Source organism: Paracoccus sp. BR5-17, assembly GCF_055693925.1.
The window spans coordinates 1,719,497-1,736,309 of record NZ_JBVFUV010000003.1 but is presented as its reverse complement, the minus strand read 5'-3'; the positions used below and the strand labels follow the sequence as shown (position 1 = coordinate 1,736,309).

Genomic DNA, 16,813 nt, shown 5'->3' with positions numbered 1-16,813 from the left:
TGCCCGCCCTTACAGCCACCGCCCCTGGATCATCTGGCGATAGACGTTGTTCAGCCAATTGTCGCCGCGCGCCTCGGGTTCCAGGCCGCGTCCGCGAAGCTGGCGATAGGCGTCCTGATAGAAGGGCGAGGACTGGAAGTTGTAGCCCAGGATCGCGCCCGCCGTCTGCGCCTCGTCCGTCAGGCCCAGGGCCAGATAGGCCTCGACCAGACGCAGCAGGGCCTCGGGCGTCTGCGAGGTGGTCTGGAACTCCTCGACCACGACGCGGAACCGGTTGATCGCGGCGGCGTAATGCCCGCGCTTGAGGTAATAGCGCCCGATCTCCATTTCCTTGGCGGCAAGGTGATCGAAGGCCAGGTCGAACTTCAGGATCGCGCTGCGGGCGTATTCGCTGTCGGGATACTGCTCGATCACGGTGCGAAGCGCCTGCAGCGCCTGGAAGGTCAGGCCCTGGTCGCGGCCGACCTCGTCGATCTGGTCGTAATAGGACAGCGCCAGCAGGTATTGGGCATAGGCCGCGTCCTCGTCGCCCGGATAGGTGTCGATGAACCGCTGCGCGGCGCCGCGCGCTTCCTCGTAGTTCTCGGCGCGGTGGTTGGAATAGGCCTGCATGATCAGCGCGCGCTTGGCCCATTCGGAATAGGGATACAGCCGTTCGACCTCGGAGAAATAGAAGACCGCATCTTCGGGACGGCGGCTGTTCTCAAGCTCGAACTCGCCGCGCTTGTAGATTTCCTCAGCCGTGAAACGATCCAGGTTCTCCCTGTCGCCGGACGAGGATTCAGAACCCGAACAACCCGCAAGCACCAGACAAAGAGCCGCCGCCATCGTGGAAGCCGAGAATTTCGAGCGCGCCATCTTCACCCTGCCTAAGACTTCTTCCTTGCAACCGACCCTGTGCGGCAGGGTTGCCCGGACCCTCTAGCACAGAACATCAGGGGGCGCAAAATGGCAATCCGTTGACATTGACGCGGGTTTTACCGGCAGGCCGAAGGGGCGGAAGAACGCCCCCGTCAGGCGGCAGCCCAGGCGGTCGCGGCCAGGTCGTAGGCGGCAATCCCCGCGCCCGGCAGCCGGTGTTCCAGCGCCGGCGAACAGGGTTCCCGGCGCCAGGCGGCCGGATCGGCAAACAGCGCGCGCAGCAGCCTGTTGGTCATGGCGTGGCCCGCGCGATGGCCGGTATAGCGCGCCAGAAGCGGCGCCCCGGCCAAGGCCAGATCGCCCATCGCGTCCAGCATCTTGTGGCGCACGGCCTCGTCGGCGTGGCGCAGGCCGCCAGGCGACAGCACCCGCGCCCCGTCGACGACGACCGCGTTCAGATAGGTCCCGCCCAGGGCCAGGCCGTTGCGGCGCATGGCGTCCACATCCGCCTGACGGCAGAAGGTGCGGCTGTCGGCCAGTTCGCGCAGGAAGGCGCCGTTGGCCATGTCCAGGCGCTTTTCCTGGTGCCCGATGGCGGCGTCGGTGAAATCGATCTGGAAGTCGATCTCGAGGTGATCGGCCGGGCTCAGCCGGGCGAAGGCCTCGCCCTCGCGGACCTCGACGGGGCGCAGGACGCGGATGACGGGCAGATCGGCCTGCTGCATCGCGATCCCGGCGCGCAGGATGCCGCGGGCGAAGGGGGCGGCCGATCCGTCCAGGATCGGGACCTCGGGGCCGTCCACCTTGACCAGGGCGTTGTGGATGCCGGTGCCGGCCAGCGCGGCCATGACATGTTCCACCGTGGACAGCGTGGTGCCCGCGCCGTCGTCCAGCAGGGTGCACAGCTTCGACGGGGTCACCCGGTCCCAGCGGGCACGAATGTCGATGGCGGGCGACAGGTCGATGCGGCGGAAGACGATGCCGTGGCCGGCCGGGGCAGGATGGATCTCCAGCCGGGCGGGGGCGCCGGAATGAAGGCCCACGCCCTGGAACGCCACCATCTTTTTCAACGTCGCCTGCATGACCGCCTGCCTTGATCCCGTCGCGGCACAGTCGTCTGCCGCCTTGATGATGACCTAGGGCCAGCACAGCGGGCCTTCAATTAACGAATTGTAACGGCGTGAAACATTGCCGGCCGCCGTCCAGCGCGGCCTTGTGCGGGGGCCCGGAAACCGTGATCCGGCCATGAAAAAAGGCCGCCTTGGGCGGCCTTTCCAAGGGGTGCGGCGACAGCTGGCCTAGTTGGCCTGGCGGCGCAGGAATGCCGGGATCTCGACGTTGTCCTGACCCGAGTCGGGGCTGGCCAGGTCGTCGAAATCGGTGTCCTGCTGGCGGGCCCGAACCGCCACCCGTTCGTTCACCCGTTCCGAGATCGAGGAGGCGGCGGGCTTGGAGGCGCCGTGGTCGGAATGGCCGGCCATGCGTTCCAGCATCCGGCCCAGTCCGGCCATGCGGCTTTGCGGGCGCGCGGGTTCCTGCGGCTGGGGGGCAGGCTGCTGGCGTTCGCCCTTGTGTTCGACGGCGCGGCGCAGACGCTCCAGCGTCTCCGGGGTGGCCTGGCCGCGCGCGGCACCCTGCGGGGCACGGGGCGCGATGAAGCCCGCGTCCTCCTTGACGTTCAGCATCGCTGCCGTCTGCGCGGGTTCGCGGCGCTGATAGGCCGGGGCCGGCATGTCTTCTTCGGGCCGGAGAGTGGCCGACGCCGCGGGCTGGACCAGCGGCGCGGCCACGCGCCGCGGCGGCAGGTCGTCCTGCTGCGGCGCGCTGTCGGTCTTGGGGGACAGCGCGGGGCTCTGGGTCAGCGGTTCCGCCATGCTGCGGCGGGGCGCGGGAACATCGGCCATGCTGGCGGCCGCGTCGATGCCGGTCGCCACCACCGAAACGCGGATCGAGCCGTCCATGTCCGGGTCCAGCGTCGAGCCGACGATGATGTTGGCATCGGCATCGACCTTGTCGCGGATGACGTTCGCGGCCTCGTCCAGTTCGAACAGGGTCATGTCGTAGCCGCCGGTGATGTTGATCAGCACGCCCTTGGCGCCGTTCAGGCTGACCTCGTCCAGAAGCGGGTTGGCGATGGCGCGTTCGGCGGCTTCCTGGGCGCGGTTCTCGCCCGAGGCCTCGCCGGTGCCCATCATCGCCTTGCCCATCTCGTCCATGACCGAACGGACGTCGGCGAAGTCCAGGTTGATGAGGCCCGGCTTCACCATCAGGTCGGTCACGCCCTTGACGCCCTGATACAGCACGTCGTCGGCCATCGCGAAGGCTTCGGTGAAAGTGGTCTTTTCGTTGGCGATGCGGAACAGGTTCTGGTTGGGGATGATCAGCAGCGTGTCCACCACCTTGTGCAGCGCCTCGATGCCCTCGTCGGCCTGGCGCATCCGCTTGGTGCCCTCGAATTGGAACGGCTTGGTGACGACGCCGACGGTCAGGATGCCCATCTCGCGCGCGGCCTGGGCGATGATCGGGGCGGCGCCGGTGCCGGTGCCGCCGCCCATGCCGGCCGTGATGAAGCACATATGCGCGCCCATCAGGTGATCGACGATGTCCTCGATGGTTTCCTCGGCGGCCTTGGCGCCGATCACGGGCTTGGCGCCGGCGCCCAGCCCCTCGGTCACCTTGGGGCCCATCTGGATGCGGTTGGCCGCCCGCGAGCTGGCAAGAGCCTGCGCGTCGGTGTTGGCGACCACGAACTCGACCCCGTCGAGCTTCTTCTCGATCATGTTGTTGACCGCGTTTCCGCCCGCGCCGCCAACACCGAAGACGGTGATACGGGGCTTCAGCTCGTCTTCGTCGTTCATCATCAGATTGAGGTTCATGGTTCCGCCTGTTTTTGCTATGTCGCCGGGTCCTGTCCTGCCGCCCGTCGAATCCCTCGTATCACGTGCAATCCTAGCGGCGACCCGCCGCTGCGTCACTTAAAAAGAGCCCGCCTTCCCCAAAATATGGTGGTATTTGCTGGGGTTTCGGCGGTATCTTGCCCATTCGGTTGAATCCCGCGCCGCGGCTTCAATCGGATCATCGCGATGCCTCGTCGCCTACCAGTTGTTCCTGAACCACCGATAGGCGCGGCGCAGGCTGCGGGTGGGATAGCTGCTGGCCGGCATCTCGAAGTCCCACCATTCGTCCTGGGGATGCGCGGCGAACAGCGCCAGACCCACGGCGCTCGAAAAGCCCGGATCGGTGAACTGGTGGGCCAAGCCGTCGATGCGCAACGGCCGCCCGCAGCGGATGTTCGGGCCCAGGATGCGCGCGGCCAAGCCGTCCAGACCGGGGATCTGGCTGCCCCCGCCCGTCAGCACGATCTGCTGGCTGGGCATTGCGTCGAAGCCCGCCGCATCAAGCACCTCGCGCACGCCCTCCAGGATTTCCTCGACCCGCGGGCGCATGATGCCGATCAGGTCGGCGCGGCTGACCGGGCGGCGCTCGCCGTCCCAGTCGCCGCCCCCCTGGCCCAGGTCCAGGATGTCGCGGTCGTCGCGGCCGGTCGCCTCGACGCCGCCGTTCAGGGTCTTCAGCCGCTCGGCCACCGGCAGGGGAACCCGCAGACCCTGCGCGATGTCCTGCGTGACAAGCTGGCCACCGATGTGAACATTGTCCGCGAAGATCATGTGTTTCTTGAGGAAAATCGAAACGCCCGTGCCGCCGCCGCCGAAGTCGATGCAGGCGGCGCCCAGTTCCTGCTCGTCCTCGACCAAGGCGGCGCGCGCCGCGGCATACGAGGCCGAGGCGACCCCCGCCAGTTCCAGGTCGCAGCGACGGATGCACTGGGTCAGGTTGCCGATCACGTCGCCGTCCACCGTCAGCACGTGCATGTCGCAGGACAGCCGGTTGCCGACATGGTCGCGCGGGTCGCCCAACCCGGTGCGGTTGTCCACGGCGAAGTTCACCGGCTGGGCGTGCAGCACCTCGCGACCGCGGCCGAAATCGGGGGCGTCGCAGGCCGCCAGCACCGAGGCGACGTCATGATCCTGGACCCGCCCGGCCTCGAGCGTGATCTCTCCGGCCAGACCGTAAGAGGACGGGCGCCCGCCCGACAGGCAGGCGATGACGTGATCGACGCGCACGCCCGCGACCTTCTGCGCGGCGGCGACGACGGTGCGGATGGCGCGTTCCGTTTCGGCCATCACGTCGATCTCGCCGCGCCGCATCCCGCGGGACCGGGTCGAGGCCGCGCCGATCACCCGGAAGTTCACCTGCCCCGCCATCGGCCCCACGCCGTCGGTTTCGCGGAAGGTGCCGGTGCCGTCGAAGCGCAGCACCAGGCAGGCGATCTTGGACGTGCCGATGTCCAGGATGCCGATCACGCCGCGCTGCAGGGCCGCCCTGCGGATGTTCCGCATCGCCCGCTGCGTCTGGTAAAGTTCCGCCATCGCCTAGCCCCCCGTCTCTTCGTCTTGAACGATCTTGCCGTCCGGCCCCAGCAGCGGCTCTCCGCGCGCCTGGCGCAGGCTGTTGCGTGCGTCGATCCCCAGCCGCATCACCGGGCGCGACGGATCGCGCAGATCGACGACGCTGATGTCGCGGCCCAGCATGTCCTGGGCGCGGTCCAGGGCGATCGCGGCTTCCAGCGCGATGCGCGCGCCGTGGGCGGGCAGCATGATCCGCTGGCCGTGATCCAGCACCAGATCCCATCGACGTTCGCCGCGACGCACCAGCCCCCGCACCCGCGGCAGGATCGGCCCGGCCGCGTCCATCAGGGCCAGGGCCTCGGGGACCGCCAGATCGGCGCCCTCGCCGGCGATCAGGGGCAGGTCAGGCCGGACCTCGCGGGCGGTGACGGATGCGACGCGATGGCCGGTCCCGTCCAGGATCTCGATCCCCCGGGCATGGCGCCACAGGATCGCCGGTTCGCGTTCCTTGACCACCGCCGACAGGATGCCGCCCGGCCTGACGCGCAGATCCACCGATTCGATCACGTCCAGCTGCATCACCTGCAGGCGCAGCGCCGTCAGGTCGATGTCGAAGCTCGAGGCAGGCAGTTCGACCGGCAGCATCGCCCGCAGCGCCCTGTCCACGACCGGCGAGGCGCCCTCGACCACCATCGTCCTGACCAGGAACTCCTCGCGGCTCTGCACCTTGTCCATGACCTGCTGCACGCCGTCCGACAGCATGGCGCGGCGATCCTCGTCCGACAGCCACAGCCAGGCGGTCATGGCAACCAGGAAGGCCGGCAGGCCGATCCGCAGCGTGCGCCGCCAGATCGGGCGCAGCCACATGCGTTCAAGCCGGTATTGCAGGCGCGACGGCGCCGGGTCGCGCCGGACCACGGGCGGCTGCGGGCGGTTCGGGCGATGGTCGATCACTTCTGGCACAGCGCGTCCTCGACCATCCAGCGCATCAGGTCGGGAAACCCGATCCCGGCATGGGCCGCCTGTTCGGGCGCCAGCGATGTCGGGGTCATGCCGGGCTGGGTGTTCACCTCGAGGATGATGAGGCCGTCCAGCCCGCGCCGGTCGTCCCAGCGGAAATCGGTGCGCGACAGGCCCCGGCAGCCAAGCGCGTCATGCGCGCGGACCGCGTATTCCAGGCAGGCCCGGCCGATTTCGGCCGGAATGTCGGCGGGCACGACGTGGCGCGATCCGCCAGCGGAATACTTGGCGGCATAGTCGTACCAGCCTTCGGTGACGATCTCGGTCACGCCCAGGGCGCGGTCGCCCAGCACCGCCGTGGTCAGCTCCCGCCCCGGGGCATAGGCTTCGACCATGACCCGGGCGGGCATGGTGTCGGCCAGCTGCGGCGGCTGGTTGGCGCCGTCATGGACGATATAGACGCCGACCGAGGAGCCTTCGTCGTTGGGCTTGACCACATAGGGCGGCGGCAGGACATGGCGGGACCGGACCTCGTCGGCGCAGGCGATGACGCTTGGCGCCACCGGCAGGCCTGCGACCCGCAGCGCCTCCTTGGCGCGGGTCTTGTCCATCGCCAGGGCCGAAGCCAGCACGCCGGAATGGGTGTAGGGCAGGCCCAGCCATTCCAGGATCCCCTGGACGCAGCCATCCTCGCCCCAGCGGCCGTGCAGCGCGTTGAAGACCACGTCGCAGCGCAGATCCGTCAGGCGCGCGACCAGGTCGCCGCCGCGATCCGGTCCCAGTTCGACCTCGATCACGTCATAGCCCGCCACCCGCAGCGCATTCGCGCATTCGCGCCCCGACGACAGCGACACCTCGCGTTCAGCCGAGGGTCCGCCCATCAGAACGGCTACGGTATGGGCTGTCCTGCTCGACCTGCCCGCCACGTTTCGCCTTTCGACCCGGTTGATCCCGGGATTTTCCTGTCCCCGCGCTGCCGGGTTCGCCCCGATCTGCGCTTATGGAATCAAGATACCTGATGCGCGGAAATCACAAAAGGACAATTTTAGCTATCCGCCAAAGATTGTTGCCAGAATCGTTAATCAATCGCCGGTTGAGCCGGGCAGCGGGTCGCCCACGCGGATGACTTCCCATTGCAGGTCGTGGCCGCTGTCCTCCAGCACACGGCGGCGGACCAGTTCGCCCAGGGCTTCCAGCTCGGCGGCCGTGGCCCCGCCGGTGTTCAGCAGGAAATTCGGGTGCTTTTCCGACATCTGCGCGCCGCCCCAGCTGTGGCCGCGCAGCCCCGCGCGGTCGATCAGCGACCAGGCCTTGAGGTCGTGGACATCGTCGGCCCGCCCCGTCGAACTGAAGCCCGCCGGGTTGCGGAAGGTCGATCCCGCGCTGCGTTCGCGGGTCGGCTGCGTCTCGTCGCGCCGGGCCAGCTGGTCGGCCATCTTCTGGTGCAGCGCGTCGGGCCTGCCGGACGGGGCGCGAAAGACCGCCTCGGTCAGCACGCAGCCCGGGGGCAGGTCCGCATGGCGATAGGCAAAGCGCAGGTCCTGCGGCGTCAGGGTGATGCGGTCGCCGTGGCGGGTGACGGCGCGGGCCTTGACCAGGTGATCGGCGACATAGCTGCCATAGCAGCCGGCGTTCATGCGGACCGCGCCGCCGATGCTGCCGGGAATGGTGCGCAGGAAGGTCAGGTCCAGCCCCATGTCCGCCGCGCGCCGCGCGACATGGGCATCCAGCGCGGCAGCGCCGGCGGTCACGAGATCGCCGTCCACGGTGATGCCGTTGAAGCCCCGGCCCAGGCGGATCACCACGCCGCGGATGCCGCCGTCGCGCACGATCAGGTTGCTGCCGACGCCGATGGGAAAGACCGGCATGGCAGGATCCAGATCGCGCAGGAAACCGGCCAGGTCGTCCTCGTCGGCGGGCTGGAACAGCCAGTCGGCGGGGCCGCCCACGCGCAGCCAGGTCAGGCTGTCCAGGGGACGGTCGGGGGTCAGCGTGCCACGGGGGGCGGGAAGGTCATGGATCATCGCGGTCTGGTAGCCAGAGGACAGTCCCGGGTCAACCGGGGCCGCCTGTCGTCAGGACGCTGAGAGAGCCGTCCGTCTCCAGAACCACCGTGACGTCGTCGGCGAGTTCGGCGCGCCCGGACTGGCGCAAGGCGGCGCGAATCTCCTCCATCGTGACTCGCTGGCGCTTCAGGGCATCGGGCATCGGTCTGCCATTGCTGACCAGCACGGTCGGCTCGGCCTTGACCAGATCCTGGACCTGATGAGAGCGCACCGACAGCCAAGTGATGACGAATTGCAGGCCGACCAGCAGGGCGAATGCTGCCAGCCCCTCGGCCAGCGGGACCGACCGGTTCAGCAGGACGGTCGCCAAGGTTGAGCCGAGAGCAACCGTCACGACCAGATCGAACGCGTTCATCTTGCTGAGCGTGCGCTTGCCCGATACGCGCAGCATCACCACCAGTCCGACATAGGCCAGGGTTCCGACCAGGATCACGCGGCCAAAACTGGTCCAGGTATCAAAGAAGATCGGCTGATCCAAAACGGCCCCCCGGTTGATCGCCAAAGGCTAACCGGCAACCTGTTTGCCGAGTTCCCCCGTCACTCGGCCGGTGGCGCGGTCCGCCTGCCTGGCCTGCGGCCCGGGGCGCGCAGCAGTACGGCGATGCCGATGGCCAGGCTGGCGACGCCCGCCATCGGGCCGCCGTTCAGGGTCAGCCAGCCCAGGACCGGAATGCCGATCAGGACCAGCGCCCAGAAGGCGCGGTTGCGGTGACGCGGCTGCAGGCGGCGCTGCATGGCCGCCAGGACCACCCAGCCCAGCACCACCGCCAGCGTGACCCAGCCGACCTGTGTCACGCCGCACGCCCCTGCAGACGCTGGGGCAAGCCGTTCGCCCAGGCCGAGATGGTGCCCGCGCCGAGACACACCACCATGTCGCCGGGCCGGGCCTGTTCGCGGACCAGCCGTTCCAGGTCGTTCTCGTCCAGGATGGCCCGGGCGTGGCGGTGGCCGTGGGCGATCAGGCCCGCCACCAGGTCATCGCGGGTGGCGCCGGGGATCGGATCCTCGCCTGCCGCATAGACTTCGGCGATGGCCACCACGTCGGCCTCGTTGAAGCAGGTGCAGAAATCCTCGAACAGGTTCGACAGGCGGCTGAAGCGATGCGGCTGGTGGACGGCGATCACGCGGCCCCTGCTGGCCTGCCGCGCGGCCTTCAGCACCGCCGCGATTTCCACCGGATGATGGCCGTAGTCGTCGATGATGGTGACGCCGTTGACCTCGCCCACGCGGGTGAAGCGGCGGCCGACACCGCCGAATTTCGCCAGCGCCTCGCGGATCTCGGCCTTCTTGATGCCCAGGTGGCGGGCCACGGCCACCGCGGCCAGGCAGTTCGAGACGTTGTGATCGCCGGGCATGGGCAGGGTGCAGCCCTCGATCATCTCGACATCGCCGGTCTCGGTGGGCCCTTCGCCCTGCAGCGCGATGTCGAAATGCGCGATGCCGTCTTCATAGCGCAGGTTCATCGCCCGCACGTCGGCTTGGGCATTGAAGCCGAAGGTCACCACGCGCCGGTCGGTCAGCCGGCCCACCAGGGCCTGCACCTCGGGGTGGTCGGTGCAGCAGACCGCCAGCCCGTAGAAGGGAATCCCTGACGCGAAGTTCAGAAACCCCTGCCGCAGCGCGTCGAAGCTGCCCCAGTGTTCCATGTGTTCGGGGTCGATGTTGGTGACGATAGCAATGTCGGCGGGCAGGCGGTTGAAGCTGCCGTCCGATTCGTCGGCCTCGACCACCATCCATTCGCCCGCCCCGGCCCGCGCGTTGGATCCATAGGCGTGGATCACCCCCCGTTGATGACCGTCGGATCCAGGCCGCCCGCGTCCAGCAGCGTCGCCACCATCGTCGTGGTGGTCGTCTTGCCGTGGGTGCCGGCGATGGCGATGTTGGATTTCATCCGCATCAACTCGGCCAGCATCTCGGCCCGGCGGACCACGGGAAGGCCGCGGCGGCGCGCCTCCTCAAGCTCGGGGTTGCCCTTCTTGATGGCGGTCGAGATCACCACGACGCCCGCCGCCCCGATGTTCTCGGGCCGCTGGCCTTCGAAGACGCGGGCGCCCAGGGTCTCCAGGCGGTCGGTGATCCTGGACTTCTTCGCGTCGCTGCCCTGGACGTCATAGCCCAGCGTCAGCAGCACCTCGGCGATGCCCGACATGCCGATGCCGCCGATGCCGATGAAGTGGATCGGCCCCAGTTCATGGGGCAGTTTGGTGGCGGCGTTCATCGGGCAATCTCCGTGACAAGATCATACAGGCGCCGCGCCGCATCGGGACGGGCCAGGGACAGCGCGGCGGCGGCCATCTGGCTGGCGCGCTGGGGGTCATTCAGGATCGCGCGGATGTCGCGCGTGAGGCCGGGCACGTCAAGCACCGATTCGGGATGGATCAGCGCGCCCCCGGCCTCGGCCAGGGCCTGGGCATTGGCGGTCTGGTGATCGCCCGCCGCCGCGGCGTAGGGGATCAGGATCGAGGGGCGCCCGATCACCGTGATGTCGGCCAGCGACGATGCACCCGACCGGCTGACGACCAGCTGCGCCCGTGCCAGGCGTTCGGGAACGTCGGCGAAGAACGGCTGCACCTCGGCCTGGACGCCGGCATCGGCATAGGCGGCGGTGACGCGGGCGGCGTCCTCGTCCCGGGCCTGATGGCTGACGCGCAGACGCGCGCGCATGTCGTCGGGCAGCGCGGCGATGGCGGCGGGAACCACGTCCGACAGCACCCGCGCCCCCTGGCTGCCGCCCATCACCAGAAGGTGCAGCGGCCCATCGCCGGGCGGGACATAAGCGGCCGCCGCGCGGTCCAGCACCGCCTGGCGCACGGGGTTGCCGGTGTGGCGGGCATCGACGCCCGCCGGCAGGGCGGTGGGCCAGGTGCCGCAGGCGACGCGATGCACGCGCGGGGCGAAGATGCTGTTCACGCGCCCCATGATGCCGTTCTGTTCGTGGATCATGCGTGGCAGGCCCAGCGCCAGCGCCGCCGACAGCGCCGGGATGGTCGGATAGCCGCCAAAGCCGATCACCACCGCCGGCCGGTCGCGGCGCAACGTGCCGCGTGCCGAGGCGACGCCGGCGGCGATCTTCAGCGGCGCGGTCAGCTTGCCCAGCACGCCGCCGCGCGCCGTCGTGGCGGATCGCACGATGCTGCGTTCCACCCCGTCGGGGAAGCCGCCTGCATAGCGCGCGCCCCGGTCGTCGGTGGACAGCCGGACGCGCCAGCCCTCGGCCAGCATCAGTTCGGCCAGGGCCTGGGCGGGAAACATGTGGCCGCCGGTCCCGCCCGCAGCAAGAAGGGCAAGACGGCGCCCCTGCGGATCGCGGGGCATCATCGCCCCCGCCGCAGGATCTCGGCCAGTTCGCCCTGGGGCCGGGTGCGGGTCAGGGCCAGCAGCATCCCCGCCGCGATGCCGGATGCGATGACCGAGGATCCGCCGTAGCTGACGAAGGGCAGCGTCATCCCCTTGGCGGGCAGCAGGCGCACCGCCACGCCCATGTTGATCAGCGCCTGCACGCCGAAGGCGCAGGCAAGGCCGGCGCCGGCGATGCGCGCGAAGGGATCGCGTTCGCGCAGCAGCCGCAGCAGCGACCGCACCACGATGGTGCAGTAGAGCGCGATCACGAGCAGCACCATGACGGTGCCGTATTCCTCGGCGGCGACGGCGATGATGAAGTCGGTATGCGCGTCGGGCAGCGACCATTTCACGCTGCCCTCGCCCACGCCGACGCCGAAGAAGCCGCCGTCCTGGATGGCCTTGGTGGCATAGCCGATCTGGGTGCGGGGGTCGATCTCGGGCGACAGGAAGCCGTTGATGCGGCGGGCGAAGTGTTCCGAGGCGTTGTAGGCGAAGATGCCCCCGCCGATCGCCAGCCCGGCGACGCCCAGCAGCAGCACCATCGGCGCGCCGGCGACGAAATACATCACCAGCCAGGAAAACAGCACCAGCGAGGCCTGTCCGAAATCGGGCTGAAGGGCCAGCAGCACCACCACGGTCATGGCGGTGACGAAGGAATAGAACCGGCCCGGCGGGCCGCCCACCATCTGCGCGGCCGCCATGAACCAGGCGCAGATCGCCACGAAGCCGGGCTTGAGGAACTCGGACGGCTGCATCGAGATCCCGGCCACCGACAGCCAGCGGGTCGCGCCCTTGCCGTGGTCCTCGCCGATGAAGGGCAGCAGCAGGATCAGCAGGAATGCGGCGGCAAAGCCCATGACGCCGATGCGCCGGATCTGGCGCGGCGACATCATGGAAATCACCAGCATGATGACCAGCGCCATGCCGCCAAAGACCGCCTGCCGCTGGACATAGTAGAAGCGCGGCAGGTCGTTCTTTTCCGCCAAGGGCACAGATGCCGCCAGCCCCAGAAGGATGCCGATGGCGAACAGGCCCAGGACGCAGGCCAGCGACCACTTGTCCAGGGTGCGCCACCAGCGCGGAAGAATAGGGTCGCCCGCCCGAAGGGGCGTGGTGCCGAAGACCATCTCGGTCATGGGAAAACCGCCGTCACTGCCTCAGAGAATATGCCCGGTTGATCCGGGTCTGCCGGTCAGCATAGCGCGAAAATCCGCCGGGCGCTACTGGCGAATGCAGGGGCCTTTCAACCCAGCGTGGCAAGGCCGGGAAAGGTTTCCAGCAACCAGTAGGAAAAGGCCGAGAAGGCGCCGGTCAGCAGCATCACGCCGACGACCAGCAGCAAGACGCCCATTGTCCGCTCGATCACGCCCAGCCAGGGCTTGATCCGGTTCATCACGCCGATGGCGCGGTTGATGAAGATCGCCGCCAGCAGGAAGGGGATGCCGAGGCCCAGGGCATAGACGGCCAGCAGCGCGGTGCCGCGCGACAGTTCGCCCGCGGTCGCGGCCAGCGACAGGATCATGCCCAGTTGCGGTCCGATGCAGGGGGTCCAGCCGAAGGCGAAGGCAAGGCCCAGGACGTACGCGCCGAAGGCTCCGCCGTCCTGCCTGCCCGCGTTTACCCGCGCCTCGTGGTCCAGGATCGGGATGCGGATCACGTGCAGGAAGTGCAGTCCCATCACGATCACCATGACGCCCGCGGTCTTGGCCAGATAGCCCTGGTACTGCAGGAAGGCCCGCCCCAGGGCCGAGGCGGCGAAGCCCATGACCAGAAACACCGTGGACAGGCCCAGCACGAAGAACAGCGCGGGCAGCACGGCGCTGCGGTCCTGGGCCTTCAGGCCGTTCACCCCCACCCCGGTCATGTAGGCCAGATAGGGCGGCACGATCGGCAGAACGCAGGGCGACAGGAACGACAGGATGCCGGCCAGCAGCGCCACGAGGGCGGCGGGCAGGAAGGCGGCGGTGGCGAGTTCGATTCCCAGCATGGCGCGCAGTCTAGCGTCTGCGGCGGCAGGGGCCACCGGTCATCGCGTCACGCCTTTGTGCAAGGGGCGCGGTGTCCCGCGCCCCCTGATGCCATCGGATCAGCTTTTGCTGGACCACCAGCCGCGCCGCTTGGGCCGGCCCGCATCCGCATCCGCCATCGCAGGCTCGCGTCCGGTGGGCTGTCCGGGCTGCTGTTCGGCGGCAGCGGCCAGCGGGGCTGGCGCTGGTTCGGGACGGGCTTCGGGTTCGGGCTGGTCCGCCGGCCCGGCTTCGGCCGCCTCTGGCGCCTCGGGTTCGGGCGACGCTGTTTCCTCAGCCACTGGCTCGGCCGGCTGGAGGGCTTCGGGCTGCGGTTCGGCTGCCGGCGACTCCACGGGCTGCGGCTGGGCGGGTTTCGGTTCGGAGGCGATCTCGGACAGCGGGACGATCTCGCCTTCCTCGACCGTCTTGCGGCGGGCGTTCAGGCCGGGCAGCGGCTCGACCGGCTCGTCGGGGCGGTCGCGCAGATCCACGACTTCGGGCAGACCCTCGGCCGGGGGCAGATCGCCACCGCGCCGGCGGCCGCGCGAGCGCGAGCGGCGGCGGCGGCCGTTCTGGCCGGTGTCGGCCTCCTCGCCCTCGGCCTCGTCCTCGGTGTCCGGCGATGCCTCGGCAGACACCGCTTCGGCGTCCGCAGATGCGTCCTCGCCCTCGTCGCCCGCCTCGGCGGCCTCCCCCTCGGGGCGGTCGCCCGGCTTGCGGCGGCGGCGGCGGCGGCGGCGGCGGCGGCCTTCGCCCTCATCCTCCGCGGATGCCGCCCCGGCCTCTGTCTCGGCCGTATCCTCGGTCTCGATTTCGGCCTCGGCCTCACCGTCCTCGGGCAGATCCTCGTCCTCGTCGTCGATCTGCGCCATCAGATCGGCATCGACCGACAGGACCGCCCCCGAGGTTTCGGCCACGGGACGGGTGGCGGTCTTGAACTTCTCGATCGCGAAATCGGGCGAGATCAGCGATGGATCGGCCTCGAGACGGACGGACAGGCCATAGCGCGCCTCGATGCGGGCGATATGTTCGCGCTTCTGGTTGATGAGATAGTTGATGACCGCGACCGGCGCCTTGACCAGCACCTCGCGCGACCGCTTGCGCGTGCCCTCTTCCTCGATGGCGCGCAGGATGGTCAGCGCCAGGCTGTCGTCGGACCGGATCAGGCCGGTGCCGTGGCAGTGGGCGCAGGGCTGCGTGGTCGATTCCAGCATCCCCGGGCGCAGCCGCTGGCGCGACATCTCCATCAGGCCGAAGCCCGAGATGCGGCCCATCTGGATCCGCGCGCGATCCGATTTCAGCTTGTCCTTCAGGCGCTTCTCGACCGCGGCGTTGTTGCGCCGTTCCTCCATGTCGATGAAGTCGATGACGATCAGCCCGGCCAGGTCGCGCAGCCGCAACTGGCGCGCCACCTCGTCGGCGGCCTCGAGGTTGGTCTTGAGCGCCGTCTCCTCGATCGAGCCCTCGCGGGTCGAGCGGCCCGAGTTCACGTCGATGGCCACCAGCGCCTCGGTGATGCCGATGACGATATAGCCCCCGGACTTCAGCTGGACCACGGGGTTGAACATGCCCGCCAGATAGCTTTCCACCTGATAGCGCGCGAACAGCGGCATCTGGTCGGTGTATTGCTGGACCGCCTTGACGTGGGTCGGCATGATCATCTTCATGAAGTCCTTGGCGACGCGGTAGCCGCGCTCGCCCTCGACCAGGACCTCGTCGATCTCGGAATTGTACAGGTCGCGGATGGTCCGCTTGATGAGGTCGCCTTCCTCGTAGATCGGCGCCGGGGCGACCGACTTGAAGGTCAGGTCGCGGATCTGTTCCCACAGGCGCAGCAGGTATTCGTAGTCGCGCCGGATCTCGGTCCGGGTGCGCTGGCTGCCGGCCGTGCGGATGATGAGGCCCGCGCCCTTGGGCACGTCCAGTTCCGAGGCGATGTCCTTCAGCTTCTTGCGGTCGGCGACGTTGGTGATCTTGCGGCTGATGCCGCCGCCGCGGGCGGTGTTGGGCATCAGCACGCAATAGCGGCCGGGCAGCGACAGATAGGTGGTCAGCGCGGCGCCCTTGTTGCCGCGCTCTTCCTTGACGACCTGGACCAGCATGATCTGCCGGACCTTGATGACCTCCTGGATCTTGTAGCGCCGGGCGCGGGGCTTGCGGGGCGCGCGCACCTCCTCGGCCACATCCTCGTCGGCGACCGATTCGATCTCCTCGTCCTTGTCGGCGGCCGTGGACGCCGAGGCAGCTTCCTCGCCCTCGCCCTCGTCATCGGGCAGCCTGTCGCCGGCCGCAGCATCGCCCTGCTCATCCCCGCCTGGGTCAGAGGCAGGACCAGCGGCCTCGCCCCCGTCGGCCTCTGCGCTGGCCACCTCGTCGCCCGGCTCGGCGCGTTCGGCGCGGGGGCGGCGGCGCCCGGCGCGGGCGGCGTCCTCGGCCTCCTGGGCCTCGGCATGGGCGCGTTCCTCGGCGATCAGCGCCTCGCGGTCGGCGGCCGGGATCTGGTAGTAATCGGGGTGGATTTCCGCAAAGGCCAGGAAGCCGTGGCGGTTTCCGCCGTAATCCACGAAGGCCGCCTGCAGCGAGGGTTCGACCCGGGTGATCTTGGCCAGGTAGATGTTGCCCGAAATCTGGCGCTTGTTTACGGTCTCGAAGTCAAACTCTTCGACCTTGGTTCCGTCCACCACGACCACCCGCGTTTCCTCGGGGTGGGTGGCGTCGATCAGCATTTTCTTTGCCATGTTCAAATCTTTCGCGCAGGCCGGGACCGGGCGGTGCCGTCGGCACCCCCGGGCGCAGGCTGCGATGTGATGGGGACGCGGGCGCGGCCGGGGCGACGGCCCGGGGGCGGGAAAGGCGGCATGCCCCCCGTTCCGATCCTGGCCGTCCCTTGCGCGCGTCATCGCGTCTGTTCCTTACGGTTGGCGCGTCGGCCGTCAGGCCGGGGCGCGCCGCTGTCTGGTTTTCACCCGGTCGCACGATCATGCGCCACGGGCGGTCTTTCCGCGTGACACATGCCGCCGTCCGTCGATCCGGTGCCAGAGGTGCCGCGCTGCGAAACTGGAAGCGTCCACAACCCGCAATTGAAGGTCGCGTGGCGCATGAGGGCAACATAGAGGCTGAGGGCAGGAAAATTCAATGGTGAAAAAGGCCTGCGCCGGAATAGGCC

General features: G+C 69.1%; 13 protein-coding genes and 1 pseudogene. All 14 read right to left on the bottom strand.

Annotation, left to right across the window (positions count from 1 at the left end; all coding sequences use genetic code 11):
* Positions 1–9: 9 nt before the first annotated feature.
* Complete coding sequence (locus ACZ1HC_RS10035; RefSeq protein WP_472699846.1) at positions 10–858, bottom strand: outer membrane protein assembly factor BamD; 849 nt, start codon at positions 856–858, stop codon at positions 10–12.
* A gap of 155 nt (positions 859–1,013) precedes the next feature.
* Positions 1,014–1,943: a UDP-3-O-acyl-N-acetylglucosamine deacetylase gene (gene lpxC, locus ACZ1HC_RS10030; protein ID WP_472699845.1), complete on the bottom strand. Its 930-nt coding sequence runs from the start codon at positions 1,941–1,943 to the stop codon at positions 1,014–1,016.
* A gap of 216 nt (positions 1,944–2,159) precedes the next feature.
* Positions 2,160–3,737, bottom strand: coding sequence for a cell division protein FtsZ (gene ftsZ / locus ACZ1HC_RS10025; RefSeq protein ID WP_472699844.1), 1,578 nt, complete (start codon positions 3,735–3,737; stop codon positions 2,160–2,162).
* Between the two features lie 219 nt (positions 3,738–3,956).
* Positions 3,957–5,291: a cell division protein FtsA gene (gene ftsA / locus ACZ1HC_RS10020; protein ID WP_472699843.1), complete on the bottom strand. Its 1,335-nt coding sequence runs from the start codon at positions 5,289–5,291 to the stop codon at positions 3,957–3,959.
* A 3-nt stretch (positions 5,292–5,294) separates the two neighbouring features.
* The gene (locus ACZ1HC_RS10015; RefSeq protein ID WP_472699842.1) at positions 5,295–6,233 is read right to left on the bottom strand and encodes a cell division protein FtsQ/DivIB; all 939 of its coding nucleotides are present in this window, start codon (positions 6,231–6,233) and stop codon (positions 5,295–5,297) included.
* Positions 6,221–7,111, bottom strand: coding sequence for a D-alanine--D-alanine ligase (locus tag ACZ1HC_RS10010; protein ID WP_472700822.1), 891 nt, complete (start codon positions 7,109–7,111; stop codon positions 6,221–6,223). Before ACZ1HC_RS10010 ends, ACZ1HC_RS10015 begins: the two co-directional genes overlap by 13 nt.
* Positions 7,112–7,312: 201 nt before the next feature.
* A complete protein-coding gene (murB, locus tag ACZ1HC_RS10005; protein WP_472699841.1) occupies positions 7,313–8,254 on the bottom strand; it encodes a UDP-N-acetylmuramate dehydrogenase in 942 nt (313 codons plus the stop codon).
* A 31-nt stretch (positions 8,255–8,285) separates the two neighbouring features.
* Entirely contained in the window at positions 8,286–8,774 is a 489-nt protein-coding gene (locus ACZ1HC_RS10000; RefSeq protein WP_472699840.1) for a DUF421 domain-containing protein, read from the bottom strand.
* A 59-nt stretch (positions 8,775–8,833) separates the two neighbouring features.
* Positions 8,834–9,091 (bottom strand): DUF2484 family protein, encoded by a 258-nt coding sequence (locus ACZ1HC_RS09995; RefSeq protein WP_472699839.1) that lies wholly within the window; start codon positions 9,089–9,091, stop codon positions 8,834–8,836.
* Positions 9,088–10,514: pseudogene (gene murC / locus ACZ1HC_RS09990) on the bottom strand (UDP-N-acetylmuramate--L-alanine ligase). Before murC ends, ACZ1HC_RS09995 begins: the two are co-directional and overlap by 4 nt.
* On the bottom strand, positions 10,511–11,611 hold the full coding sequence (locus ACZ1HC_RS09985) for a UDP-N-acetylglucosamine--N-acetylmuramyl-(pentapeptide) pyrophosphoryl-undecaprenol N-acetylglucosamine transferase (RefSeq protein WP_472699838.1): 1,101 nt from the start codon (positions 11,609–11,611) through the stop codon (positions 10,511–10,513). Before ACZ1HC_RS09985 ends, murC begins: the two are co-directional and overlap by 4 nt.
* Complete coding sequence (gene ftsW / locus ACZ1HC_RS09980) at positions 11,611–12,774, bottom strand: putative lipid II flippase FtsW (RefSeq protein ID WP_472699837.1); 1,164 nt, start codon at positions 12,772–12,774, stop codon at positions 11,611–11,613. The genes ACZ1HC_RS09985 and ftsW overlap by 1 nt, the downstream gene beginning before the upstream one ends.
* Positions 12,775–12,881: 107 nt before the next feature.
* Entirely contained in the window at positions 12,882–13,625 is a 744-nt protein-coding gene (locus ACZ1HC_RS09975; RefSeq protein WP_472699836.1) for a cytochrome c biogenesis CcdA family protein, read from the bottom strand.
* Positions 13,626–13,724: 99 nt separating this feature from the next.
* Positions 13,725–16,385 carry an Rne/Rng family ribonuclease gene (locus tag ACZ1HC_RS09970; protein WP_472699835.1) on the bottom strand — a complete coding sequence of 887 codons (2,661 nt, stop codon included), beginning with the start codon at positions 16,383–16,385 and terminating at the stop codon, positions 13,725–13,727.
* Positions 16,386–16,813 lie beyond the last annotated feature (428 nt).